This window comes from Tardiphaga sp. GW821-FHT12E02, assembly GCF_058807155.1.
Genome location: NZ_JBXAQK010000001.1, coordinates 2,317,727 through 2,341,414, shown reverse-complemented (window position 1 = coordinate 2,341,414; position 23,688 = coordinate 2,317,727). Strand labels below are relative to the sequence as shown.

At 62.7% G+C, this 23,688-nt stretch carries 20 protein-coding genes and 1 other RNA gene; 5 read left to right on the top strand and 16 right to left on the bottom strand.

Features of this window, described 5'->3' with window-relative positions; translation table 11 throughout:
- Positions 1-96: 96 nt before the first annotated feature.
- Positions 97-1,269 (bottom strand): MFS transporter, encoded by a 1,173-nt coding sequence (locus AC1RQ5_RS11085; protein ID WP_493198920.1) that lies wholly within the window; start codon positions 1,267-1,269, stop codon positions 97-99.
- A 115-nt stretch (positions 1,270-1,384) separates the two neighbouring features.
- Between AC1RQ5_RS11085 and AC1RQ5_RS11080 the strand changes: the two genes are divergently transcribed.
- Entirely contained in the window at positions 1,385-2,290 is a 906-nt protein-coding gene (locus tag AC1RQ5_RS11080; protein WP_493198918.1) for a LysR family transcriptional regulator, read from the top strand.
- 8 nt (positions 2,291-2,298) lie between these two features.
- Here the strand turns inward: AC1RQ5_RS11080 and murG are convergent, their stop codons facing one another.
- The 9 genes from murG to rsmH all read right to left on the bottom strand — a co-directional run bounded on the left by murG (position 2,299) and on the right by rsmH (position 13,360).
- On the bottom strand, positions 2,299-3,399 hold the full coding sequence (gene murG, locus AC1RQ5_RS11075; protein ID WP_493198916.1) for an undecaprenyldiphospho-muramoylpentapeptide beta-N-acetylglucosaminyltransferase: 1,101 nt from the start codon (positions 3,397-3,399) through the stop codon (positions 2,299-2,301).
- Positions 3,399-4,547 (bottom strand): putative lipid II flippase FtsW, encoded by a 1,149-nt coding sequence (ftsW, locus tag AC1RQ5_RS11070; protein ID WP_398480370.1) that lies wholly within the window; start codon positions 4,545-4,547, stop codon positions 3,399-3,401. The genes murG and ftsW overlap by 1 nt, the downstream gene beginning before the upstream one ends.
- 187 nt (positions 4,548-4,734) lie before the next feature.
- Positions 4,735-6,135 carry a UDP-N-acetylmuramoyl-L-alanine--D-glutamate ligase gene (gene murD, locus AC1RQ5_RS11065; RefSeq protein WP_493198914.1) on the bottom strand — a complete coding sequence of 467 codons (1,401 nt, stop codon included), beginning with the start codon at positions 6,133-6,135 and terminating at the stop codon, positions 4,735-4,737.
- A gap of 4 nt (positions 6,136-6,139) precedes the next feature.
- The gene (gene mraY, locus AC1RQ5_RS11060; RefSeq protein WP_398480375.1) at positions 6,140-7,222 is read right to left on the bottom strand and encodes a phospho-N-acetylmuramoyl-pentapeptide-transferase; all 1,083 of its coding nucleotides are present in this window, start codon (positions 7,220-7,222) and stop codon (positions 6,140-6,142) included.
- A 10-nt stretch (positions 7,223-7,232) separates the two neighbouring features.
- Positions 7,233-8,669, bottom strand: coding sequence for a UDP-N-acetylmuramoylalanyl-D-glutamyl-2,6-diaminopimelate--D-alanyl-D-alanine ligase (locus AC1RQ5_RS11055; RefSeq protein ID WP_493198912.1), 1,437 nt, complete (start codon positions 8,667-8,669; stop codon positions 7,233-7,235).
- Complete coding sequence (locus AC1RQ5_RS11050) at positions 8,666-10,123, bottom strand: UDP-N-acetylmuramoyl-L-alanyl-D-glutamate--2,6-diaminopimelate ligase (protein ID WP_493198910.1); 1,458 nt, start codon at positions 10,121-10,123, stop codon at positions 8,666-8,668. Before AC1RQ5_RS11050 ends, AC1RQ5_RS11055 begins: the two co-directional genes overlap by 4 nt.
- 89 nt (positions 10,124-10,212) lie before the next feature.
- Complete coding sequence (locus AC1RQ5_RS11045) at positions 10,213-11,973, bottom strand: peptidoglycan D,D-transpeptidase FtsI family protein (RefSeq protein ID WP_493198909.1); 1,761 nt, start codon at positions 11,971-11,973, stop codon at positions 10,213-10,215.
- On the bottom strand, positions 11,970-12,365 hold the full coding sequence (gene ftsL, locus AC1RQ5_RS11040) for a cell division protein FtsL (protein ID WP_493198908.1): 396 nt from the start codon (positions 12,363-12,365) through the stop codon (positions 11,970-11,972). Before ftsL ends, AC1RQ5_RS11045 begins: the two co-directional genes overlap by 4 nt.
- A gap of 2 nt (positions 12,366-12,367) precedes the next feature.
- Complete coding sequence (gene rsmH / locus AC1RQ5_RS11035; RefSeq protein WP_493198906.1) at positions 12,368-13,360, bottom strand: 16S rRNA (cytosine(1402)-N(4))-methyltransferase RsmH; 993 nt, start codon at positions 13,358-13,360, stop codon at positions 12,368-12,370.
- Between the two features lie 489 nt (positions 13,361-13,849).
- Between rsmH and AC1RQ5_RS11030 the strand changes: the two genes are divergently transcribed.
- From AC1RQ5_RS11030 to AC1RQ5_RS11020, 3 genes are all read left to right on the top strand, one after another.
- Positions 13,850-14,689, top strand: a complete 840-nt coding sequence (locus tag AC1RQ5_RS11030; protein WP_398480388.1) for an N-acetylmuramoyl-L-alanine amidase — start codon at positions 13,850-13,852, stop codon at positions 14,687-14,689.
- Between the two features lie 37 nt (positions 14,690-14,726).
- An RNA gene (gene rnpB / locus AC1RQ5_RS11025) (RNase P RNA component class A) lies at positions 14,727-15,148 on the top strand.
- Between the two features lie 76 nt (positions 15,149-15,224).
- Positions 15,225-15,923 carry a pentapeptide repeat-containing protein gene (locus AC1RQ5_RS11020; protein ID WP_493198904.1) on the top strand — a complete coding sequence of 233 codons (699 nt, stop codon included), beginning with the start codon at positions 15,225-15,227 and terminating at the stop codon, positions 15,921-15,923.
- A 29-nt stretch (positions 15,924-15,952) separates the two neighbouring features.
- On the opposite strand, the gene AC1RQ5_RS11015 is transcribed toward AC1RQ5_RS11020, so the two are convergent.
- On the bottom strand, positions 15,953-17,542 hold the full coding sequence (locus AC1RQ5_RS11015) for a DHA2 family efflux MFS transporter permease subunit (RefSeq protein ID WP_398479894.1): 1,590 nt from the start codon (positions 17,540-17,542) through the stop codon (positions 15,953-15,955).
- A gap of 12 nt (positions 17,543-17,554) precedes the next feature.
- A complete protein-coding gene (locus AC1RQ5_RS11010) occupies positions 17,555-18,775 on the bottom strand; it encodes an HlyD family secretion protein (RefSeq protein WP_493198902.1) in 1,221 nt (406 codons plus the stop codon).
- 175 nt (positions 18,776-18,950) lie between these two features.
- Here AC1RQ5_RS11010 and AC1RQ5_RS11005 point away from each other — a divergent pair, with 175 nt between their 5' ends.
- Positions 18,951-19,583 (top strand): TetR/AcrR family transcriptional regulator, encoded by a 633-nt coding sequence (locus AC1RQ5_RS11005; RefSeq protein WP_493198901.1) that lies wholly within the window; start codon positions 18,951-18,953, stop codon positions 19,581-19,583.
- Here the strand turns inward: AC1RQ5_RS11005 and AC1RQ5_RS11000 are convergent, their stop codons facing one another.
- The 4 genes from AC1RQ5_RS11000 to AC1RQ5_RS10985 all read right to left on the bottom strand — a co-directional run bounded on the left by AC1RQ5_RS11000 (position 19,584) and on the right by AC1RQ5_RS10985 (position 23,028).
- Positions 19,584-20,837 carry an extensin-like domain-containing protein gene (locus AC1RQ5_RS11000; protein ID WP_493198900.1) on the bottom strand — a complete coding sequence of 418 codons (1,254 nt, stop codon included), beginning with the start codon at positions 20,835-20,837 and terminating at the stop codon, positions 19,584-19,586.
- Between the two features lie 197 nt (positions 20,838-21,034).
- Positions 21,035-22,438 carry an aldehyde dehydrogenase family protein gene (locus AC1RQ5_RS10995; protein WP_493198898.1) on the bottom strand — a complete coding sequence of 468 codons (1,404 nt, stop codon included), beginning with the start codon at positions 22,436-22,438 and terminating at the stop codon, positions 21,035-21,037.
- Between the two features lie 95 nt (positions 22,439-22,533).
- Entirely contained in the window at positions 22,534-22,791 is a 258-nt protein-coding gene (locus AC1RQ5_RS10990) for a hypothetical protein (RefSeq protein WP_493198897.1), read from the bottom strand.
- Complete coding sequence (locus AC1RQ5_RS10985) at positions 22,792-23,028, bottom strand: hypothetical protein (RefSeq protein WP_493198896.1); 237 nt, start codon at positions 23,026-23,028, stop codon at positions 22,792-22,794.
- Positions 23,029-23,688 lie beyond the last annotated feature (660 nt).

Here is a 23,688-nt window from a genome sequence, read left to right as displayed (position 1 = left end):
CTCCTTCAAACAGACGTGGATGGCCAGGACAAGCCCGGCCATGACGAAAGTGAACGATATTTGGCTTGCAAATGCGGCAGGTTCTGCCGAATCGCCCTACTCCGCCGCGGCCGGAACCGGCGCCCGCATCCGGTCGAAGCGGATTGCGCAGAGCGCCACACCGAACGCCGCAAGCGGCACCAGCGCCGCGACCCAAGGCACCGAGGCAAGCCCACCGTAGTCGATCACCGCGCCGCCAAGCCAGGCACCGATGGCGTTGCCGAGGTTGAAGGCGGCGATGTTGAAGCTCGATGCCAAGCTTTGGCCGGCGCCATGGGCCTTGTCCAGCACCCACATCTGCAGCGGTGGCACGGTGGCAAAGCCGACGGCTCCGAGCAGTGCGACGAAGGCCACGATGGCGATCTGATTGTGGGTGGCGAAGCTCATCAGCGCGAGCACCACGGTCAATGCCAGCAGGCTGCCGAGCACCGTCGGCAGCAACCAGCGATCCGCCAGGCGGCCGCCGACCAGATTGCCGATCACCAGACCGCCACCAAAGACGAGCAGGATCGGCGACACAGCGGCGTCCGAAAAGCCAGCCAATCGCGTCAGGATCGGCGCGATGTAGGTGAACACGGCAAACACGCCGACCCAGCTCAGGACCGTGGTCAACAGGCCCATCAACACCTGCGGCCGCGCCAATACGGCCAGATCCTGCTTCAGGTTCGACGGAGCGGGCTTCTCGCGATCCTTCGGCACGAACACAGCGATGATTGCAAGGGCGAGCAGGCCCACCAGCGTCACGGCATAGAAGGTCGCGCGCCAGCCGAAATGCTGGCCGAGCCATGTGCCGAACGGCACGCCGAGAATGTTCGCGACGGTGAGGCCGGTGAACATCACGGCGATCGCGGACGCCTTCTTGTTGGCCGGCACCAGCGTGGTGGCGACAACAGAGCCGACGCCGAAGAAGGTGCCATGAGCAAAAGCCGTCAGCACGCGTGCTGCCATCAGGCTCCAGTAATCCGGCGCCACGGCGCAAGCGAGATTGCCGATGGTGAAGATGCCCATCAGCACCAGGAGAACCGTCTTGCGCGGCCAACGGCCGGTGGCGACGGTCATGATCGGCGCGCCGACCACGACGCCGAGCGCATAGCCGGAGATCAGAAGGCCGGCAGCCGGGATGGACACGCCGAGGTCACGTCCGACCTCGATCAGGATGCCCATGATGACGAATTCGGTGACGCCGATTCCGAAAGCGCCGGCGGTAAGCGCGTAAAGTGCGAGGGGCATGACAAAGTCCGTACGTGAGGTTGATGCCCTCGGATATGGACCGCCCGGTATAGATGAGATAGACATCCATTCGGAACAAGATTTGTGAATTGAAATCACAAAGGCTTTGAAAATCATGTCGCGCCTCGACATCAACCGCTCCGGCGAAATGGACGTGTTCACGCGGGTGGTCGAACTTGGCGGTTTCTCCATGGCCGCCCGCGCCTTCCAGATGACGCCATCGGCCGTGAGCAAGCTGGTGGCGCGGCTGGAGGCCAGGCTTGGCGTGCGGCTGATCAACCGCTCGACGCGAAAACTGCAACTGACGCCGGAAGGCACAGCCTTCTACGAGCGCGCGGTGCAAATCCTCGACGAGATCACCGCCGCCGAGCGCGAAGCCGCGGTGGGGGCGACGCCGACGGGCCTGCTGCGCATCAACACGAGCGTGCCGTTCGGGCTGCATCACTTGCTGCCGCTGCTGCCGGATTTCGCGAAGCGCTATCCCGACATCAAGGTCGATGTGACGCTGACGGACCTGGTGGTCGACCTGCTGGAGCAACGCGCCGATGTGGCGATCCGCGTCGGGCTGATGCGCGAGTCGCGCTTGCTGGCGCGCAAGCTGGGTGAGAGCCGGATGGTCATCGTCGCCTCCCCCAGCTATCTCGCCGAGCGCGGCACGCCGAACACGCCGGACGATCTGGCCGGACACAATCTGCTGGATTTCAGCTTCGGCAAATGGAAGAGCGGCTGGCCGTTCAAACTGGCGAGCGGCGAGACGATTACCGTGCTGCCATCAGGCAATGCGCTGGTCAGCGATGGCGAAGCCATGCACCAGATCGCCCTGGCCGGCATGGGCCTCGGACGGCTGGCGCGCTTTCATGTGGAAGCGGACATCGTCGCAGGTCGCCTCGTGCCCGTGCTTGACGACTTCAATCCCGGCGATATCGAGCCGATCCATGCGGTGTTCGTCGGACATGGTGGACAGTTGCCGGCACGCGTACGGGCTTTTCTGGATTACATGGCGGAGAATGTGAGGATTTAGCTTTGTCACTAAATCTTCGCGACCTGCATCACCAGATCCGCCAGCCGATCCGCAGCATCGAGCCTGCCGACCTTCTGCGCATCACGTGCCATCTCATTCAGACGCGCGGGCTCGCCTGCGAGTGCGGAGATTTCGGACGCCAGACGCAGCGGTGTAAACTCGCTTTGTGGAATGCGGATGGCGCCGCCAGCGTCTGCCAGCACGCCAGCATTGGCGTGCTGGTCCTGATCGATGGCGCCGGGTAGCGGGACCAGAATCGACGGACGGCCGATCGCACCGAGTTCGGCGACAGTGCCGGCGCCGGACCGCGAGATGACGAGATGGCTCGACGCAAGCCTGGCCGGCAGATCGGAGAAGAACGGCGCAAGCTCGGTCTTGATCTTGAACTGATCATAGATCGCGCGCACGCGCGGCATGTCTTCTTCACGCACCTGCTGCGTGAGGATCAGACGGCTCCAGAGCGACGGTTCGAGCTTTTCGATGGCCGGCGGTATGATATCCGCCATGATGCGCGCGCCCTGGCTGCCGCCGACGACGAGCATGCGGAATGGCGCGGTGAGATCTGGCGCGCTGTAGGGCACAGCCGCCGCGGCGAGGATCGCCGGGCGCATCGGCGTGCCCGTGGTCGTCGTCTTCTTCGCGAGTTCGGGCACGCGATCGAGCACACCCGGCAGCGAGGTCGCGATGGCATCGACCTTTTTCGACAGCAGACGATTGGCCCGCCCCATCACCGCGTTGGAATCGTGAATGATGCTGGGGATCCCGAACAGGCGCGCAGCAAAGAGCGGCGGCAGTGTCGGATAGCCACCGAAGCCGATCACCGCTGCCGGTTTCTGGCGCAGCATCAGATTCACGGCCATGGCCGTACCGGCCGCCAGCATCACGCCGGTGCGCGCCAGCGACAGCGGATTGCGCGAGCGCACTGTCTCGCTCGGCACCACATCGATCATGTCGCGCGAAAATAACCCGCTATATTTCAGAGCACGCGCGTCGGTGACGAGGCGGACGCGCAGCCCGCGTTTCATCAACGCGACACCGAGCGCTTCAGCCGGAAACAGATGACCACCGGTGCCACCTGCAGCGAGCAGGATGAGAGGTGCGGTGCTCATCACGCGTAAGTGCGCGCGACATGCGCATCGATGGCTTCGACCTCAGTGCGCGGCCGCATGCGCGTGAGCGCGAGCAGCATGCCGACACTGTAAGCGAGCGAAATCATGGAGGAGCCGCCATAGGAAATGAACGGCAGCGTCATGCCCTTGGCCGGGATGAGATGCAGGTTCACGGCCATGTTGATGGCTGCCTGCACGCCGAACAGGATTGCGAGGCCGGAGGCTGCGAAGCGTGAGAACAGGTCTTCCGTCGCATAGGCCCGCGACAGCGCGCGGATCACGATGAACGCGAACAGGGCGAGCAATGCGAGACACAACAGAATGCCAAACTCCTCGGCGCCTACGGCGAAGACGAAGTCGGTGTGGCTGTCCGGCAGGCTGCGCTTGGCGATGCCCTCGCCCGGCCCAAGACCATACCAGCCGCCATTGGAAAAAGCCTCCATCGCGGTATCGACCTGGAACGTATCGCCGGACGCCGGATCCATGAAGCGCTTGATACGACCGGCCACGTGCGGGACCATGAAGTAAGCGAGGAACAAGCCGCCCGCGGCCGCGCCGGCGAGACCGGCCACCCACACCATGCGCATGCCGGCGATGAAGAACAGCGAGCCCCAGGCCATCAGGACCAGCATCGTCTGGCCGAAGTCCGGCTGTAGAACGAGCAGCGACACCAGCATCATGAGCATCACCACCGCCATGGATGTCGCGGGCATGCCGGGCTTGCGGATCGACTCAGAGAACAGCCATGCAGCGACAACGATGAACGAAGGCTTTGCCGCTTCCGACGCCTGAATGTTGATGCCGAGAATGGTGATCCAGCGTTTTGCGCCCTTCACCTCCGGCCCGATCGCCAGCGTTGCGAGGATCAACACGACCGACAACGCAAACACGATCAGCGCCGAGCGCCGGATCTGCCGCGGCGACATGAAGGAGACGCCGATCAGCACGATGATCGACGGGACCAGGAACAGGATGTGGCGATTGAAGAAGTGAAACGGATCAAGGCCGATGCGGGTCGCGACCGGGGGCGACGCCGCGAGCGACAGGATCACGCCGGCCAGCATCAGCGCGACGATCGCCGCCAGCAGGAGGCGGTCCACGGTCCACCACCATTCGCTGAGCGGGGTGCGTTGTTCGCGAGTGATCATGGGCGCGTCCTGCGGATCGATAAGCCCCTATCGATGCGGCATTACGGTTGCCAGAGGGTTAAGGGATCGTGAAAAATGCGATCAAACGCGATTCCGTAGGATGGGTTGAGCGAAGCGAAAACCCATCATTCAGTCGATGCGGCGGGCTCGGCCGATGGGTTATCGCTCCGGCGCTTCGCGCCGTCGCTCAACCCATCCTACGCACCCCATCCAGCGCAAGCACCAGCTCCCGGAACCGGTCACCGCGGATCTCGAAATTGCGGAACTGGTCGAAAGACGCGCAGGCCGGTGACAGCAGCACGACGGGCGCTGCGAGCCCGGCTTCAGCCGCATCGCGCGCGGCATTAGCGACAGCTGCATCGAGCGTCACGCTGATGTCGTAAGGCACCTTTCCATCCAGCGTGCGCGAAAAGTCATTGGCGGCTTCACCGATCAGATAGGCTTTCTTCACGCGCGGGAAGAATTCGGTGAGCGGGGCGATGCCGCCCTCCTTCGCCTTGCCCCCTGCAATCCAGAAGATGTCGGTGAAGGACGACAGCGCCTTCGCGGCAGCATCGGCATTGGTGCCCTTGCTGTCATTGACGAACAGCGTGGTGCCGAGGTGCCCGACCTGCTCCATGCGATGGGCGAGACCGGGAAACGAGCGCAGTCCCTTTTGCAGCACATCGAGGCTGACGCCGAGCGCGCGCACGGCGGCGGACGCCGCGGCGGCGTTCTGCGCATTGTGCAGGCCGCGCAGCGAGCCGATATCGGCGAGATCGGCGACCACACTCTGCGCGCCGCCGGCATTCTCAACGATCTTGCTGCCATCGACCGTGAGTCCGTCTGCGAGTGGATGTTCGACCGAGATGCGCACCACGCGTTTGCCGGCCTGATCGAGACGATCGGCGATCTTGCTGCACCAGTCATCATCGACGCCGACAATCGCGGTGCCACTCGGCTGCACGCCGGCGACAAGGCGCTCCTTCACGGCGGCGTAGTGTTCAATGGTGCCATGGCGATCGATATGATCAGGCGTGACATTGAGCAGGATACCGACGGTGGGATCGAGCGAGGGCGTGAGATCGATCTGATAGGACGACATCTCGATCACATGGACACGGCCAGCGCGCGGCGGCTCCAGCGACAGGATCGCGGTGCCGATATTGCCGCCCATCTGCGTATCGAAACCGGCTTCGCGCACCAGATGCGCGATCAAGGCCGTGGTGGTGGATTTGCCATTGGTACCGGTGATGGCAATGAACGGCGCATCCGGCGCATGTGCCTTGCGTTCACGGCAGAACAATTCGACATCGCCGATGACGTCGATGCCTGCCTCCCGCGCGGCGAGCACGGTCCAGTGCGGCTGCGGATGCGTCAGCGGCACGCCAGGCGTGAGAATCAACGCCGCAAAGCTTGCCCAGGACACCGTACGCAGATCGGCCGTGATGAAGCCGGCACGCACAGCCTCGGCCATCTTGTCCGGGCTGTCATCGCACGCAATGACTTCTGCGCCGCCAGCTTTCAGTGCGTGACACGATGCGAGGCCCGAACCGCCGAGCCCGAAGACCGCGACTGTCTTGCCAGCGAATGAGGTGACGGGGATCACGCGATCACCGCAGCTTCAGCGTGGAGAGGCCGACCAGCGCGAGCATCACCGAGATGATCCAGAAGCGGATCACGATCTGCGGCTCGGTCCAGCCCTTCTGCTCGAAATGGTGATGGATCGGCGCCATGCGGAACACGCGCTTGCCGGTGAGCTTGAACGATGTCACCTGCACGATGACCGAGACAGCTTCAAGCACGAACAACCCGCCGATCACCGCGAGCACGATCTCGTGCTTTACGGCAACCGCGATGGAGCCGAGCATGCCACCAAGGGCGAGCGAACCCGTATCGCCCATGAAGATCGAGGCCGGCGGCGCATTGAACCAGAGAAAGCCGAGACCGGCGCCGAGCACAGCGCCGCATAAGACGGCCAACTCGCCGGTGCCCGCTACATAGTTGATCTGCAGGTAATCGGAGAACACGGCATTGCCGGCGAGATAGGCGATCAGGCCGAAGCTTGCGGAGGCGATCATCACGGGAACGATGGCGAGGCCGTCGAGACCATCGGTGAGATTTACCGCATTGCCGGCGCCGACCACAATGAAGGCGCCGAAGATGACAAAGAACCAGCCGAGCTTGAGGATGATGTCCTTGAAAAAAGGAATGACCAGCGAACTCGACAAGGGATCACGGCCAAGGCGCATGAACGCGTAGCAGGCCGCACCGGCGATAATGAATTCGATCAGCAGGCGCGTGCGACCGGCAAAGCCTTTGTGACTTTGCTTGGTGACTTTGAGATAGTCGTCATAGAAGCCGACAAAGCCGAAGCCGAGCGTCACCGCCAGCACGATCCAGACATAGGGATTGCGCGGATTGGCCCAGAGCAGCGTCGAGACCACGAGGCCTGACAGGATCATCAGCCCGCCCATGGTGGGCGTGCCGACCTTGACCAGATGCGACTGCGGACCATCGGTGCGGATCGGCTGACCCTTGCCCTGGCGCAGGCGCAGATTGTCGATGATCCACGGTCCGAACAGAAACACGAACAAGGCGCCCGTCACCACCGCGCCGCCGGTGCGGAAGGTGATGTAGCGGAACACGTTGAACACCGGGAAGGTGCCCGCGAAATCGATCAGCCAGTAGAACATTCAGCCTGCCTTATTCCGCAGCGTCATCGCGCGCGGCGTTACCGGGAAAGCGTTTTGTCAGCGCGGCAACGATCGGCCCCATCTTGGAGCCCTTCGAGCCCTTGACCAGAACCGCGTCCCCGGCCCGGATTGCACTCACCACCTGTGATTCGAGCGCCTTTGCATCCCCGGCATAACCGCCCCGCTTGCCGCTGGGAAGGGCATCCCAGAGGTTGCGCATCAGGGGGCCACAGCAAAATACGAGATCTATTGCGTTGGAGGTCACAGCCTCCTGCAGGCCGGCATGCAATTCGCCGCCGCGCGGGCCGAGTTCGAGCATGTCGCCGAGCACGGCGATCCGGCGGCCCTGCCCGCCGATGGCGGCCGCGCCGAGCACATTGAGTGCGGCCGAGGTCGAGGCCGGGTTGGCGTTGAACGTCTCGTCGATTAGCAGCGCTTCGCCGCCGGCGACCTCCAATATCTGGCGCACCCCGCGGCCTTCCGCCGGCACGACCTGCGACAGCGTCAACGCCGCATGGGCGAGATCGGCGCCCATGAGTGACGCAGCCGCGAGGACTGCCAGCGAGTTCATCGCCATGTGACGGCCGGGCATGCCAAATTTGTAGGTGATGTCCTGACCGAGCACATTGGCATGCACGGCCGAGCAAGTCGGATGCAGCGCGATATCGATCAGGCACGCATCGGCCTTGGCATCTGACCCGAATGAGACGATGCGCGACACGCCGGCCTTCTTTGCGCTCTTTTCCAGACGTGCGAATTGATGGTTGTCGCGATTGAGGATCGCGACTCCATCGGGCTCGACGCCGAGGAAGATTTCCGCCTTGGCATCGGCAATCGCCTCGATGCCGGAAAAGAATTCGAGATGCACCGGCTCGACGGTGGTGATGACGGCGTAATGCGGACGCACCATCTTCACCAGCGGCTCGATCTCGCCGGCATGGTTCATACCGATCTCGAAGATCGCGAAGCGCACATCGGCCGGACAGCGCGCGAGCGTGAGCGGCACGCCCCAGTGGTTATTGAAGGACGCCACTGACGCATGCGTCGGACCTTGCGCGGACAACACGCGCAGCAGCGCTTCCTTGGTCGAGGTCTTGCCGACCGAGCCGGTGACGGCGACGACGCGCGCGCCGAGTCGTGTGCGGGCGGCAATGCCGAGTGCGACCAGGCCCTCAAGCACATCATCCACGACGAGCAGTCGCGCATCGGCACCGAAATCCTCGCATTGCGCGGCTTCCACCACCGCCAATGCGGCACCGTTCTTCAGCGCGGCATCGACAAACTTGTGGCCGTCATGCACGTCGCCAGTAATGGCGAAATAGGCCTCGCCGAGCTTGATGGTGCGGCTGTCGATGGAGATGCCCGTGACGCCGGCCGGCAGATCGCCATGCATCTCGGCGCCCATCGCCTCTGCCATCGCAGCTGATGTCCAGAGAAAATCGCTCATGAAGTCCTCGCAGCAAGTGCCGCGGCAGCGGCCTCGTGATCGCTGAACGGTAGCGTCCGGGTGCCGACAATCTGGCCGGTCTCGTGCCCCTTGCCCGCGATCAGCAGTGCATCGCCGGCTTCCAGTCCCTGTATTGCGACGCAGATGGCTTCGGCACGATCACCGATCTCGGTTGCGCCTTTGGCAGCAGCGAGAATGGCAGCGCGGATCGTTGCCGGATCTTCGCTGCGCGGATTGTCGTCAGTGATTATGACCGTGTCCGCGTTCGCAGCGGCGATCTCGCCCATCAACGGACGCTTGCCGGCATCGCGATCGCCGCCGGCGCCGAACACGACGACAAGCTTGCGCTTCGCATAAGGCCGCAGAGCCTGCAGCGCTTTGGCGAGTGCGTCCGGCTTATGCGCGTAGTCCACGAACACCGGCGCACCATTGCGATCGCCGACGCGTTCGAGGCGGCCCTTGGCGCCTTCGAGATGTTCGAGCGCGGCGAAGGTTGCGTCTACGTCACCGCCAGTGCCGATGACGAGACCAGCCGCAACCAATGCGTTCTCGATCTGGAATTCGCCGACCAATGGAAGACGGACAGCGTAAACCTTGTTGCGATGTTCGAGCTTGAGTTGCTGCTCGAAACCATTGACCACGGCATCGATCAGGCGAATGCCCTCACTTGCGCCGTCGCCGCCACGTCCCACCGTCATCACGCGCAGTTGTCGCGCGCGCGCAGCTTCGATCACCTCGGCCGAGCAATCATGATCGGCCGCGATCACAGCCGGCCCACCATCCGCGACCAGATCACGAAACAGGCGCAGCTTGGCATTGAGGTAATGCGCCACGTCCGGATGATAATCCATGTGGTCGCGCGACAGATTGGTGAACCCAGCCGCGGACACGCGCACACCATCGAGCCTGAACTGATCGAGCCCGTGCGACGAGGCTTCGAGTGCCAGATGCGTGACGCCCTCGCCTGCGATCTCGTCGATCTGCTGATGCAGCGAGATCGGATCGGGCGTGGTCAGCGAGCCATAGACCGTGCGCTTCGGCGAGACGAGTCCGATGGTGCCGATGCTCGCGGAGACCAGACCAAGCCGACCCCAGATCTCGCGCGTAAACGATGCCACCGAGGTCTTGCCCGACGTTCCCGTCACAGCAGCAATGACCCGCGGCTGGCGCGGATAGAGCCGCGCCGCAGCCAGCGCCAGCGCGCGGCGGGGATTGGCGAGTTTAACAAATGGCAGCGCGATATTCGCCGGCTCATGCTCGCCAGCCACCGCTACAGCGCCAGATGCAACCGCCTGCGCGATAAAACGCACACCATCCGTCTTGGCGCCGGCCAGCGCGAAAAACACATCGCCGGGTTTCACCGCGCGGCTGTCCACAGCAAGGCCGGTCACGGCCATATCCGCAGCCTGCGGCGCCAGTGCAACATCACTGCTGAAAAGATCGCGTAGTTTCATGCTGCTCCGGACAGGGCAAATCAGGACGGACGGGTTCCGCAAGCCACGCAAACCGCATTTTGCCCCCGCTGTAAAGCGCGGATGCAGCGTTACTGAGTCACCCGAGATGTCGCAAGAATAAGGCGATCCGCTGGCGCCAGATCGAAGCGCGGCTCCAGGCCCAAGAGCGGCGCGATCCGGGCGATCACGGCGCCGCCGGTCGGCACGGTGTTCCAGCCCGAGGTGATGAAGCCATGGGTCTCCGGCAGTGCCTTCGGCTCATCCAGCATGATCAGCACCTGATATTTCGGGTTGTCCATCGGCAGCACGGCGGTGAAGGAGTTCAGCACCTGCTTCTTCGAATAGCGGCCATTGACCACCTTTTCCGACGTACCGGTCTTGCCGCCGAGATAATAGCCCTTCGCCTTGGCCTCCGCCTGGCGCGCCGAGCCAACTTCCGCATTGAGGCGCATCATGTAGCGAACTTTGTCACTCGTCTCTTTCTTGATGACGCGCTTTGCCACCGCCAGCGCTTCCTCTTCGGTGCGCTTCATGAAGGTCGGCGGAATGAGATTGCCGCCATTGACCATGGCATTCACGGCCATCACGGCCTGCAGCGGCGCCACCGCGATGCCGTGACCAAAGGAGATGGTGATGGTGTTGAGATCACCCCAGCGCTTCGGCACGATCGGCATCGCGCTTTCCGGCAGTTCCGTGCGCAGCCGATCGAGCTGACCGACCTTCTTCAGGAACGCCTTGTGCGCCTCGACGCCCTGGCCAAGCGCGATCTTCGCAGCGCCGACATTCGACGAGAATGTGAACACCTCGGCCAGCGAGATCGGACGCGGCACCGGATGGGTATCGTGGATCTTGAACTTGCCATAGCTGAGCGGATAGCGCGCATCGAACATGGTGTTGAGATTGACCTTGCCCGAGTCCAGCGCCATCGCCAGCGTCAGCGTCTTGAAGGTCGAGCCCATTTCATACACGCCGGTGGTCAGGCGGTTGATGCGGTCGGGATCGTGCACTTCCTTCGGATTGTTCGGATCGAAATCCGGCAGCGACACCATGGCGATGATCTCGCCGGTGCGGATGTTGGACACCAGACCTGACGCCGCCTTGGCACTGAATTTCGCTTTCGCCTTGAGCAATTCGTCGCGCAATGCGTGTTCGACACGCGTATCGAGCGCGAGCTCGACCGGACTCTGCATGCGGTCCGAGGCGAAACCCGCGCGGTGCAGATCGGCGAGACCGTTATTGTCGAGCCACTTCTCGATGCCGGCGATGCCCTGATTGTCGATATTGGTCAGGCCGATCACATGCGACACCGTCGATCCGTTCGGGTAGACGCGCTTGTTCTCGCGCAGGAATCCGATACCTGGAATGCCGAGACGATGAATGTCACGCTGCTGCTGCTGGGTGATGTCGCGCTTCAGCCAGGCAAAGCCCTTGCGGCTGTTGATGCGCTCGCGCACCTCATTGCTGTCGAGATCGGGCAGTGCGCCGGTAAGCAATTCGGCCGCTTCGTCCTTGTCGATGATGCGGCGCGGCTCGGAGAACAGCGATGGCGACTTTACGTCGGTCGCGAGGATGGTCCCGTTGCGATCGACAATATCCGGGCGTGCCGTGGCAATGGCGTCACGCGACGCACGGCGTTCCGCATGGGTATCGCCATTAACGGCGAACACAACGAGACGCACGGCGATGATGCCATAGACGGCGCCGAAAGCGAGCATGGCAAGACCGACGCGCGCACGCGCCTTGGCAGCACGGTCGGTGTTCTTGCCGTAAAGCAGCGTGCGGATCAGGCGCTGGCGCCACGGCTCCGGCGGACGCTCATTGGATTTGTTGGCGGACGCCTGCGCGGTCATTGCTGATCCTCCGGCTGATCCGCCTTGTCTTTCACCGATCCGGTCACGATGTCGTTGGGATCGATGGAGTTGAGCATGGCACCGATGGGATCGGGCGTGCCCGGCCGGGCAAAGCTTGGCGGGCGATCGGGCAGGTTTTTCAGATTGTCGAACTGCTGCGCCGTCATCGGCTGCAGCTTGAGGTGACGCTCGGCCAATCCCTGCAAGCGCATCGGGGCATCCAGCTTGGCCCATTCGGCGCGTAGCGAAGCAATCGCATCGCGCTGTTCGCGGATATCGGCATGCAGGCGCAGCACCTTCTCGGTGCGCACCGTGGATTCCATCTTGATGCGGTAGACATAGGCGGCCGCGAAAACGAGGACGCCGATGACGAGGAGATGGATGATGCGCATGCTCAGCCTCCCCGCATCACGGATGCGAGCGTCGGCCAGCCCGGCAATGGGCCAGCATCCTGCGCCGGTGTATCGGTGCGCTCCGCACCGCGCAGCTTGGCGGAACGCGCGCGTGGATTGGATTTGGTCTCCGCCTCATCAGCGATGATCGGGCGCTTGTTCACGATCTTGAAGCGCGGCACGGACTGCGCGATTTCCGGCAGATGGCGCGAGCCGCCGCCGGTCTTGCTGCGCTCGGCGATGAAATTCTTGACGATGCGATCTTCCAGCGAATGGAACGAGACCACCGAGAGACGGCCGCCCGGTTTCAGCACACGCTCGGCCGCCTCAAGCGCCATATGCAGCTCATCGAGCTCTTCATTGACGAAGATGCGCAGCGCCTGGAAGGTCCGCGTCGCTGGATGGATCTCGCCGGGCTTGGCCCACACGACCTTCTGCACGATATCGACGAGCTGCTTCGTCGTCGTGATCTCGGCTTCTTTTCGCGCAGCGACAATCTCGCGGGCCACAGCGCGCGAATGCCGCTCTTCGCCGAAGATATAGATGATATTGGCGAGATCAGCCTCGGACGCCTTGGCGACGACATCCGCAGCACTCGGTCCATGCTGGCTCATGCGCATATCGAGCGGGCCGTCGAAGCGAAACGAAAAGCCGCGCTCGGCCTGATCGAGTTGCATCGACGAGACGCCGACATCCATCACGACGCCATCGACCAACGGCAAGCCTTGCGCCTCGCAGACATCGGCAAGATTGGAGAAGCGGTCCTCGATCAGCTTGAGACGACCGGCCGATGACGCCACCAGATCCGCGCCGCCGACAATCGCCGTGCTGTCGCGATCGATCGCGATCACCTGCGTGCCTTCCGTCGCCAGGATCATGCGCGAATAGCCGCCCGCCCCGAAAGTCGCGTCCACATAGACGCCACCGGCGCGCGGCGACAGCATCTCCACGGCCTCGGGGCCGAGCACGGAGATATGGCGGCTGTCAGCAGTCATACGCGCACGCGAACGGGCAACGGGTTCCGTTCCTTTACTGCGAGACACCACACCGATCCGGACTCCGATACGCCCGTGACGTCTCAAATTCTGTCGCAAGCCGCGGCTCATCCGCGGCATCGCGCATTCGCAGTTCCGCCTCGACGCATCGCCCGCGTGATCCGACGGGGCGCGTTGTCGTCCGCATGGAATGGAAAGAAAGGCCATGGGATGAGCGTCAAATGGAACTCAGACCGCGCGAAAACGAGCGCGGCGCTTCAACTTTCAGTAACGTCGGTTAGCGTTAAGAAAGCGTTGAAGAAGCCCAACCGTCTCGATTCAATTCACACGGCAGAGGTTGTATCGTAGTGTTGGCGCATCGCGCATAGAGCGATGAAATAAAAGGGTAAAACCGCCCTGCCATCGTTGCGCAACCTGGCAGTGATCGGAATAGTGTCCCTCCCCTTGCGGCAGCCGCGCGGCGAGGACAGTCGTGGAGTTTGAAAGAGATTGCCCGGATCTGAGACCAAGCGCCCGCGCCCCTTGCCGATCCCGAAAGGTGTCGCGAATCTGCCGACCTTCACGCCGGATTCCTCCGTCGTGTCGGACGTGATCCCGTCGCCGAATTTTGGCGACCGGAACAAGGGACTCGTGCCCGATATGATCGTGCTGCATTACACCGGCATGCCCGATGCCGAAGGTGCGATCACCCGGCTATGCAGCGACGGCACCGACGTCTCCGCCCATTACATCGTGCTCGAGGACGGCCGTATCGTGCAGACGGTACCCGAAGCCAAGCGCGCATGGCACGCGGGCTCGTCCTACTGGTCCGGCGAAGACGATATCAATTCCTGCTCCATCGGCATCGAGATCATCAATCGCGGCCATGACTGGGGCTACCCGGACTATCCCACCCGACAGATCGCGGCCGTCACCGCGCTGTGCCGCGGCATCCTGCTGCGCCACGATATGCCGACCCATCGCGTGCTTGGCCATTCCGACGTGTCACCGGCGCGCAAGAAGGACCCCGGCGAGAAATTCCCGTGGCATCTGCTCGCCAGTTCAGGCGTCGGACACTGGGTCCACCCGGCGCCCATCACCTCCAGCGAAGGCCTGCGCACCGGCGCGGATGGCGATGAGGTGAAAGCGCTACAGCAGGCACTCGCCCGCTATGGCTACGGCATCGAGGTCACCGGCATCTATGATGCGACCACGGCCGAGGTCGTGACGGCCTTCCAGCGCCATTTCCGTCCCGAGCGCGTGGACGGCATTGCGGACCTCTCCACGCTGGAAACGCTGGAGGCGCTCCTTGTGAGTTTGCCGCACAGCGAAGCCGCCAAGACCAGCTGACTTGACGCGCGTCCCGTAAGCCCGCATGGCTTCCCCGTCAGTCGGCCGGACGGCCGCTCCCGCAATGATCGAAAGGTCGCGGGGGAGGAAAGTCCGGGCTCCAATGACATACGGTGCCGGATAACATCCGGCGGGGGCGACCCCAGGGAAAGTGCCACAGAGAACGAACCGCTCTCCGCCTTCGGGCGGGGCAGCAAGGGTGAAAAGGTGCGGTAAAAGCGCACCGCGGATCTGGCAACAGAGACGGCAAGGTAAACCCCACCGGGAGCAAAACCGAATAGGGACGGCATGGCAGTCAGTTCGTTCGCGAACGATAACACTGCAGGGTGATGTCAAACCCGCTGTCCGGGTAGGTTGCTAGAGGCCGCATGCAAATGCGGTCCCAGAAGAATGGCCGTCACGTAGCGTCGCGCAAGCGGCGGTGCCTTACAGAACCCGGCTTACAGGCCGGCTGATACTGAATAACGAGGGGCTCGGCGCAAACACGCCGGGCCCCTCTCCAGATGTGGTTGCAATATTTCGGCGCAGGATCGGCATGAACGCGGTCAATGACGGCTTCGACGTCAAACTGGAAGATGACACACCTCGACGATCGGATATCGAGGATCACTCCAGCGCCGGCCGTCGCCTTCAACTGATCGGATGCGACCTGTCGGGCCTCGACCTCTCGCGCATGGCATTCGAGAACTGGCACTTTGAGCGCTGCGACCTGACCCGAACGGACTTTGTGGGCAGCGAATGCGAAGAAGCGCAGTTTCTCGCCTGCCGGGCCGCCGGCGCCAGTTTCGAAAGCGCCGACCTTTCGGAAGCGATGATCGAAGAAGGCGACTTCAACAATGTGAGCTTCCGACGCGCGACGCTGCAGCACGCGCGGCTGCGCCGGGTCAAAATGACGGGCGCAGACCTTACCGAAGCCAAGATCATCGGAATGTCGGTGGAAGACGTGTTGTTCGGCATGGCCAAACTTCCGCGCCTCTCGTTTCGCAAAGCGATCCTCAAAGGCATCGACTTCAGCGATGCCGACCTGCCCGCCTGCGACTTCAGCGGAGCAACATTCAAGGATTGCTCGCTGCGAGACGCCAACATCAAGGATTGTCGTTTCGACAAGACCGACCTACGTGGCGCCGATCTCGGAGGCGTCAAAATCACCGATGCCAGGCATTTCAAGGGCGCGGTCATCTCGACAGCTCAAGCAGCCGAATTGTTGCGACAGATCGGCCTGCACGTCGCCTAGCAGCGTGCCATCACAGCTATGCTATTCGATCAGTGTCCACCGCCGGCAGCCGCGGGGTTCGCCGGCTTGTCCAGCATCAGCACCATCACGCTGAGGCCGATATAGAAACACGACAGCAGGAAGAACGCGTCCCCGAAGCCCATCACCACGGCCTGACGGTGCACGATATTCGTCAGCTGCTTCAGCGCCATCCGCGAGGCATCGCCCATGCCCTGGAATTTCTGCGTCAGCATGTTCAGCGTCTCGACCGCCTGGGCGTTGCCCCATGTCACCTTGTCGTGCAGGCGCGAGATGTGGAAATCGGTGCGGTGATCGAGCACGGTATTGATGAGTGCAAGGCCGAGCGCGCCGCCGAGATTGCGCGTCAGATTGAACAGGCCGGATGCATTTTTGAGCATCTCCGGCGTCAGAGTGCCGAGCGCGATATTGTTGATCGGCACCATCGCAAGCATCATGCCCATGCCGCGCAGTATCTGCGGCACCAGCAATTCGTAGAAATCATAGTCGCGGGTGATCGACGTCATCAGCCAGGTGCCGGACGCAAACAGCACGAGGCCGGCGCCGATCAGAAAGCGCAGGTCCACCTTGGTCATGAGGCGACCGACGATGGGCGCCATCAGGAACATGGCGATACCCGACACGAACATGGTCTCGCCGATCTGCAGCGCGCTGTAGCCGCGCACCTGGGCAAGATAGAGCGGGTAGATATAGGTCAGGCCATAAAGGCCGATGCCGATACAGAACGAGAAGGTCGACCCAAGCGCAAAGTTGCGATTGGTAAAGGCGCGCAGATCGACGATCGGTTCTCTTGCCGTCAGCACGCGCCAGAAGAAAGCGACGGCGGAGAATGCGCAGATCACGGCGAAGATCAGGATCGCCTCGTCCTCGAACCAGTCGTTGCGCGGGCCCTCTTCCAGCACATATTCTAGCGAGCCGAGGAAGCCGGCCATGAAGCCGAGGCCCCACCAGTCGAAGTGATCGAGCAACTCGAAATGCGGCTCGTCAAAGTCGACCAGTGCCAGCACACCGAGCGTGATGCCGATGCCCGGCACCACATTGATGAAGAACAGCCAGTGCCATGACATGGCATCGGTGATGTAGCCGCCGACCGTCGGGCCGATGGTCGGCGCGAGTGTCGCGACGAGGCCGATGATCGGCGCGACGATGTGGAATTTCGAGCGCGGGAAAACCGTATAGGCCGAAGCGAACACCGTCGGGATCATGCCAGCGCCGAGAAAACCCTGCACCGCACGCCACAGGATCATCTGTTCGATCGACTGCGTGAAGCCGCACATCAGGCTGGCGAAGGTGAAACCCGCTGCCGAGATGGCGAACAGCAAGCGCGTGCCGAGCGCGCGCGACAGGAAGCCCGACAGCGGAATCGCGATGACTTCCGCGATCAGATAAGCAGTCTGCACCCACGAAACTTCGTTGGACGACGCCGACAAACCGGCCTGGATGTCCGACAGCGAGGCCGAGACGATCTGGATGTCGAGGATCGACATGAACATGCCGAACACCATGATCAGGAACGCGATCAGGCGTTTCGGCGGAATCCGATCGGCATCCACCGGCGCGGCCGGCGGTGCTCCTGAGGTGGTGGTCGATGCCGAGGACATCTGCGCGATCCGTTACTGCGCGGGCTTCGCGTCCGGCTTGGTATTGATGCGGACATAGACCGACATGCCTGCGCGCAAAACATTCTGCTTGGCGACATCGGCCGGCACGCGCACGCGCACGGGCACACGCTGCACGATCTTGGTGAAATTGCCGGTCGCATTGTCCGGCGGCAGCAGCGTGAATACCTGGCCGGCAGCCGGCGACAGGCTATCGACCGTCGCATTGATGACGCGGCTGGTATCGGCATCGAGCTCGACCGACACCGGCTGACCCGGCTTCAGGCGACGCAGCTGCGTTTCCTTGAAATTGGCATCGATGAAGACATCGTCGAGCGGCACGATATTGGCGAGGCGCTGGCCGGTTGTGATGAAGTCGCCGAGATTGACCATGCGGTTGGAGAAGATGCCATCCACGGGCGCCTTCACATCGGTGAAAGCGAGATCGCGCTGCGCCTTGTCAAGCGAACTCTGCAATTCCTGCAGCTGCGCACGGGCTTCCGCCTGCTGCGCCTTGGTGACTTCGACAGCGCTTCTGGCGGAGTCGACGGCGGCCTTCGCGGCCTTCACCGAAGCTGCAGTCTGATCGCGGTTCGACTGCGACGTCTCATAAACCGAGCGAGAGGCAAAGCCTTGCTTGCTCAGCGTCTCCTGGCGATCGAATTCAAGCTGCGCACGAGTGGCAGCGGCGTCGGCTGACGACAATTGCGCCTGCGCCTGCGCCACCGCGCTGTCCTGCGCCTCGACCTGACGACCGATGCGCTCGATCGTCGCCTTCTGCGTATCGATCTTCCGCTGGGCTGCATCGACGGCAATCTTGTAGTCGCCATCGTCGATCTTGAAGAGCACCTGCCCGGCCTTCACCTCGGTATTGTCGCCTGGAATGATCTGCGCGATGTGGCCGGAGACCCGCGCGCCGAGCGTCGAGTTATTGGCACGCACATAGGCGTCGTCGGTGGAGACGATGAAGCGGCCGACCAGATAATAGTTCACGCCGTAATAGACGGCGGCAACGGCAGCGAGTGCGCCGATGCCCATGAAGATGCGCTTCTTGCGCGGCGATTTTGGCGCAGCCGGCTTGGCTGCGGCGGCAGGCGCCGCAGCGGGCGCTTCGGCCGGCTTCTCCGGTGCGTCGCCGGGGCTACGCTCTTCCAACGGCACCACCCGCGCCGCGACGACCTCATCCTTGGCGTCGCTGCGAACGATACGTGCTGCCTGATCGCGTGGTGCGGCCATTCCGGCCTCCTGAAAATGATCGTGCGGAAATAATCTGGTTCCCGCTTGGTGTGGCATCATGTACATTGACCGAACGGTTCGGTCAAGATACAGAGATCATCGTTCCATCGCGATTTCGAGCTATTCCGGGCTTGGGCGAGCAGTCCGCTCCGGTTCCCTGCGACAGGCTGAATGAATGGTTGCCACCTCCCACGCCCCCCTCGCCCCGGTCGGCGAAGAAGACAGCGCCAAGCGCCGGCAGATTCTCGACGGCGCACGTAAGGTCTTCATGACGTTGGGGTTTGACGGCGCCAGCATGGGCGAGATCGCGCGTGCTGCGGGTGTCTCCAAGGGCACGCTCTATGTCTATTTCACCGACAAGAGCGGGCTGTTCGAAGCCATTGTCGAGCAGGAAAAGCTTGAACAGGGCAAGGCCGTCTTCAATCTCAATCCCGAGCGGGACGCTGAAACGACACTCGCGGAGTTTGGCCGCGGCTATATCCAGTTGCTGTGCCGACCCGGCGGTGGCTCCGCCATTCGCACGGTGATGGCGATTGCGGAGCGGATGCCCGATGTTGGCAAGCGCTTTTATGAAGCGGTGCTGGCGCATGCGATCAGGCAGGTGGCCGGCTATCTCGATGCGCGCGTGAAGGCGGGGGAGCTGGAAATCGACGACACCGAGCTCGCTGCGGCGCAATTCATGATGTCGTGCCAGGCGACTTTGTTTCAGCCATTTATCTTTCAGGCAAAACCATCTCCGACCACGGCGGAGATCGACAAGGTCGTGGACAGCGCGGTGCGCGTGTTCCTCGCGGCCTATCGCACCTGATTATTCGTTCTCGTAAAAGTCCTCGTCGTCCGGCGTCTTGCTGTTTTTCTTGCCCGCCGCCTTCTTGATCGAACCGGTCGGGCCATCGTCGCCGCGGCCGGCATAGCTGCGGCCCATGGCGCGCGACGCGACTTCCTCACCCGACACGGCCGCCGGCTTGCAGATCGACGGGCGCTTCGGACGGCGCATCAGGTCTACGTGAATATGGTCGTAGTGATAGACGTTGGAGCCCGGCGCCAGCACCGTCGTAAAATACTGGCACGCGCCACCCTGAACGTCGCGCAAAAAGCCCTGCTCTTCCGGCAGGCCCTTCCAGCCGTTCTTCACCGACATGTTGCGACCATCGGAAAAGGTAAAAGCTGCGATATCCAGCGCGTTACCGAAGGCGTGTTCGGAAATATGCGAGCGCGAATTGCCGTTCATACCGCGGCATGAATAGGCGGAGATCTGGCGGATCGACACCACGCGCTGGCCGAACCAGCGCATCGCCGCCGGCTGCACGACTTCGGCGAGCCATTTGTCGAGCTGTGAGACGATCGGGCAAGCGAGCGTCGCCGTCGGCTTCACTTCAACGGGACCAACGGAGCCTGTGACATTGCCGCCGCCAGGACCGAGGCGCGGCTGGGTGTAATCCTGCTGCGGTTGGGTCTGCGCAGGACCGGAACTATAGCGCCCGTAAGGCGCGCGCGTTTGCGGCGGCGCGCTGCGCGGCATCGCCTGCTCGGGCGCACCATCGGGCGGCAGATTGATATCGTCTTCAGCCTCATGGACGCCGGGCGCGTTTAGCGAGACTGGGCCATTGCCCGCCGGCGCATTGGCGTAGCCGGCATTGTAGCCGCCGCCATAGGATGGCTGCTGACGCGGCGGCGCCGATGGCGGATAGGAATTGGGATAACTGCTGGTGGCGCGCACCATCGGCTGCGACGGCGCCTGCTGTACCGGCCAGCGCGACGGGCCGCCACCGATGCCGCCGGGCGGACGAGGCGCTTCATCGGCAAAGCCGATGGTGCTGTTGGATTCACCGAGGGCCGCGACCTTCAACGGAAATTCAGCGCCGCAGACACCGGGACCTGAAATAGGTTCGATGCGGACCAGGCCGGCGCTTTCGCGCACGGCGCCCGACTTCATGCATGCGACTTCTGCCTCGGCTCGCCAGGGGTCGCGCGTTTCGGTTTGGAACAAACCTTTGCCGCAACCAGCCATCGAGACAAGGACGAAGGAGCCGACGAGATACAAACGAACTCCGCGCGTCATGCGCGCAAGTTGAGCTAAATGTTTTAAAGACTCTTCAACATGGGCGTTTTCGAGCGCTGAAAAGGCGGGTATTTGCGCGGCCGCGCATTATTCGGTGCGTCCGCACAGCGGCAGACCAGCGGCTGAAATGAGGCGGAGCGCCCTCGCCCATCCCAGATGGACAAAAGCGCTCCGTTACGAATTTTCGTCCTGGATCGTCAGCGCGCCGCGTTGATGATCTGCAGCTGGGTGAATTCGGCGAGGCCCTCCTCGGCGAATTCGGTTCCGATGCCCGACTGCTTGGCGCCGCCGAACGGGATGTGCGGGGCCATGTCGAGGTGCTTGTTGATCCACACCGTACCGGCCTCGATCTGGCTGGCGACTTTATGGGCCCGTTCCGTGTCCGAGGACCAGACCGAGGCGCCGAGCCCGTAAGTGGTGGCATTGGCGCGGCGGATCACGTCGTCGTGATCGGAATATTTGATGACGGGTAGCACGGGCCCGAACTGCTCTTCATCGACGAGCTTGGTGCCCTCGGCGATGTCGCGCACAATGGTGGGCTGGATGAAATAGCCGGGTCGGTCCATCGCATTGCCGCCGGCAATGACGTTGCCGTTCTTGCGGGCATCATCGAGAAAGCCCTTCACTTTCTCATACTGCATCTTGTTCTGCAGCGGGCCGAGTTTTGTGCCCTGCTTGGTGCCGTCATCCACCACGGTGTTGTTGGCGATGGCCACGAGCTCCTGGCAGATTTCGTCATAGACGGACTCATGCACATAGAGCCGCTTGATGGCGAGGCAGACCTGGCCGCTGTTCTGGAATGCGCCTTCGAAAATGCCGGGCGCGACTTTCTTCGGGTCGACATCGTCCAGCACGATGGAGGCATCGTTGCCGCCGAGTTCGAGGGTGATGCGCTTGAGCGTCGCTGCTGCACTGGTCATCACCTTCTGGCCGGTGGCCGTCGATCCCGTGAACGAGATCTTGCGGATGTCCGGATGCCTGGTCATCTCGTCGCCGAGATCATTGGCGTCGGTGATGACGTTGAGCACGCCCTTTGGCAGGACGCCTTGCACCAGTTCAGCAAAGCGCAGCGTCGCCAGCGGCGTGGTCGGCGCCGGCTTCACCACCAGCGTATTGCCTGCCAACAGCGCAGGCGGCAGCTTGAAGCCGAGGATCAGCAGCGGGTAATTCCACGGAATGATGCAGCCGACCACGCCGAGTGGACGACGACGCGCCTCGACGCGGCGATCGCCTGAGTCCTCGATCACCTTCATCGGCAGATCGAGCGAGGCGAGATAGCGGAAGAAGCCGCCCATGCCCATCACCTCTGCGGTTGCGTCGGTGAGCGGCTTGCCCTGTTCGCTGGTGAGGATGTGCGCGAGCTCGCTGGCATTGGCCTCGATCACATCGGCCATCTGCACGATGTATTTGCGGCGCTCGCCGAGCGGCGTCGCGGCCCAGGCGGGATACGCGGCCTTCGCGGCTGCCACGGCCGCATCGAGCTGCTCTTTCGAAGCCCGCGGACACTGCGCCATCACATCTTCAGTGGCGGGATTGAGAACCGGCATCTGCATGGCGCCGGGAACCATCTTCCCGTCGATGAGAAGATTGTAGCTGGTCATGAACGTGCACTCCCTGTTTAACGGACGACTTTGACGCGCCTCGTTATATCCACGTGTATATCACGCGTTTGGCGTCACAGGAGTCGCAGTTGGGGTTATTTTAATTCGAAATTGGTGACGTTTGCTGTGCCGGCAAAGACAGAGACACCGTTTATGGCTCCGCCGATGATGCCGGTCCCATTATTCAGCAGCGCCAAATCCCGCTCCATCCTGACGCCAGTCCCGGTGGTGCCGAAAATGCTGCCGGAATTCGTGATGCTGGCGAAGCCTGTCATTGAATTGATCCCGTCCGAACCGCCGGTGATGACGGCGCCGGCGCCGTTACCGACAGCGGCATCCGAGACGCAGGCCATTTAGCGTGCCGGTGCCGAGGCTGCATTCTGGACATCGATGACCAGGCCCGTCTGGCTCACCGTTCCGTAGCCATTGGTTCCATTCTGACTGGTCGTGATGCCCGAGCAAGTCACTGTGGTCCCGGGCGGGAGTGGAGGCGCAATGGTCGCCGCGGGCGTGCAAGCGGCCTCGGCCTGCGTGGCCGCCACCAGCAGGGCGAAGACCCCTGCCGCACGGCGCAGCAGCTGTCTATCCAACAGCGCCCCCTGCCCTCATGTCCGATGGCTCGATTTTCCGGGTTCGCATCGCTCGCGAGGCCCACCCTGACACCACAACAACCTTAAGTCATCACTCCGATTGGGAACAGACGCGCGAAACGAGCGTCAAATTCTGGATAATCGCGTCGGAATACCGGAATTCGTCGACGATGTTGCAGCATAAACACACGCAAAGGATGCAATTCGGCGCCCAAAATGACCGCTCGCGCGCTTTTGGTAACCGAGCGAGGAACGGGATTGCGATCTCTCGCGTTACCCGGCGCAGGACAAAGGAGGCATCGCCATGACGGCATTCGTGGGTCAATTGAGCATGGTTGCCGCCTATGCGGCCATGGCCCTTGTCGGCGCCATCGTGCTCGGGCTGCTGTAGGCGCCCGCATGGGTCGAATGGAGGCGCGACGCGCTGGGGCGAACCCCATCAGACGCGCCACGCGCTCTCCTCCCCACGGTTAACCGATCGCGCCGGCCGCCGGTATCATTGCGACCCGTTCTGACACCACCGCACAACTACACTTCGCGATGAAGCACGGACGACACATTTATCCCGCCCGATGACATCGTTTTGCGGCTTTGACGCAAATCTCCTGAAACCAGCTCCGGGTACTCCTGACGCCAACGAGACGCCGAATGGGCGCTCAC

Bases quoted from the DNA above. Each gene is read 5' to 3' on its own strand.
- ftsW (WP_398480370.1), bottom strand. From the start codon at position 4,547: ATGATCACTCGCGAACAACGCACCCCGCTCAGCGAATGGTGGTGGACC.
- AC1RQ5_RS11055 (WP_493198912.1), bottom strand. From the start codon at position 8,669: ATGAGCGATTTTCTCTGGACATCAGCTGCGATGGCAGAGGCGATGGGC.
- rsmH (WP_493198906.1), bottom strand. From the start codon at position 13,360: ATGACTGCTGACAGCCGCCATATCTCCGTGCTCGGCCCCGAGGCCGTG.
- AC1RQ5_RS11000 (WP_493198900.1), bottom strand. From the start codon at position 20,837: ATGACGCGCGGAGTTCGTTTGTATCTCGTCGGCTCCTTCGTCCTTGTC.
- AC1RQ5_RS11020 (WP_493198904.1), top strand. From the start codon at position 15,225: ATGAACGCGGTCAATGACGGCTTCGACGTCAAACTGGAAGATGACACA.
- ftsL (WP_493198908.1), bottom strand. From the start codon at position 12,365: ATGCGCATCATCCATCTCCTCGTCATCGGCGTCCTCGTTTTCGCGGCC.
- AC1RQ5_RS11015 (WP_398479894.1), bottom strand. From the start codon at position 17,542: ATGTCCTCGGCATCGACCACCACCTCAGGAGCACCGCCGGCCGCGCCG.
- AC1RQ5_RS11080 (WP_493198918.1), top strand. From the start codon at position 1,385: ATGTCGCGCCTCGACATCAACCGCTCCGGCGAAATGGACGTGTTCACG.
- AC1RQ5_RS11085 (WP_493198920.1), bottom strand. From the start codon at position 1,269: ATGCCCCTCGCACTTTACGCGCTTACCGCCGGCGCTTTCGGAATCGGC.
- AC1RQ5_RS11005 (WP_493198901.1), top strand. From the start codon at position 18,951: ATGGTTGCCACCTCCCACGCCCCCCTCGCCCCGGTCGGCGAAGAAGAC.
- AC1RQ5_RS11045 (WP_493198909.1), bottom strand. From the start codon at position 11,973: ATGACCGCGCAGGCGTCCGCCAACAAATCCAATGAGCGTCCGCCGGAG.
- AC1RQ5_RS10990 (WP_493198897.1), bottom strand. From the start codon at position 22,791: ATGGCCTGCGTCTCGGATGCCGCTGTCGGTAACGGCGCCGGCGCCGTC.
- murG (WP_493198916.1), bottom strand. From the start codon at position 3,399: ATGAGCACCGCACCTCTCATCCTGCTCGCTGCAGGTGGCACCGGTGGT.
- AC1RQ5_RS10995 (WP_493198898.1), bottom strand. From the start codon at position 22,438: ATGACCAGCTACAATCTTCTCATCGACGGGAAGATGGTTCCCGGCGCC.
- AC1RQ5_RS11010 (WP_493198902.1), bottom strand. From the start codon at position 18,775: ATGGCCGCACCACGCGATCAGGCAGCACGTATCGTTCGCAGCGACGCC.
- AC1RQ5_RS11050 (WP_493198910.1), bottom strand. From the start codon at position 10,123: ATGAAACTACGCGATCTTTTCAGCAGTGATGTTGCACTGGCGCCGCAG.
- mraY (WP_398480375.1), bottom strand. From the start codon at position 7,222: ATGTTCTACTGGCTGATCGATTTCGCGGGCACCTTCCCGGTGTTCAAC.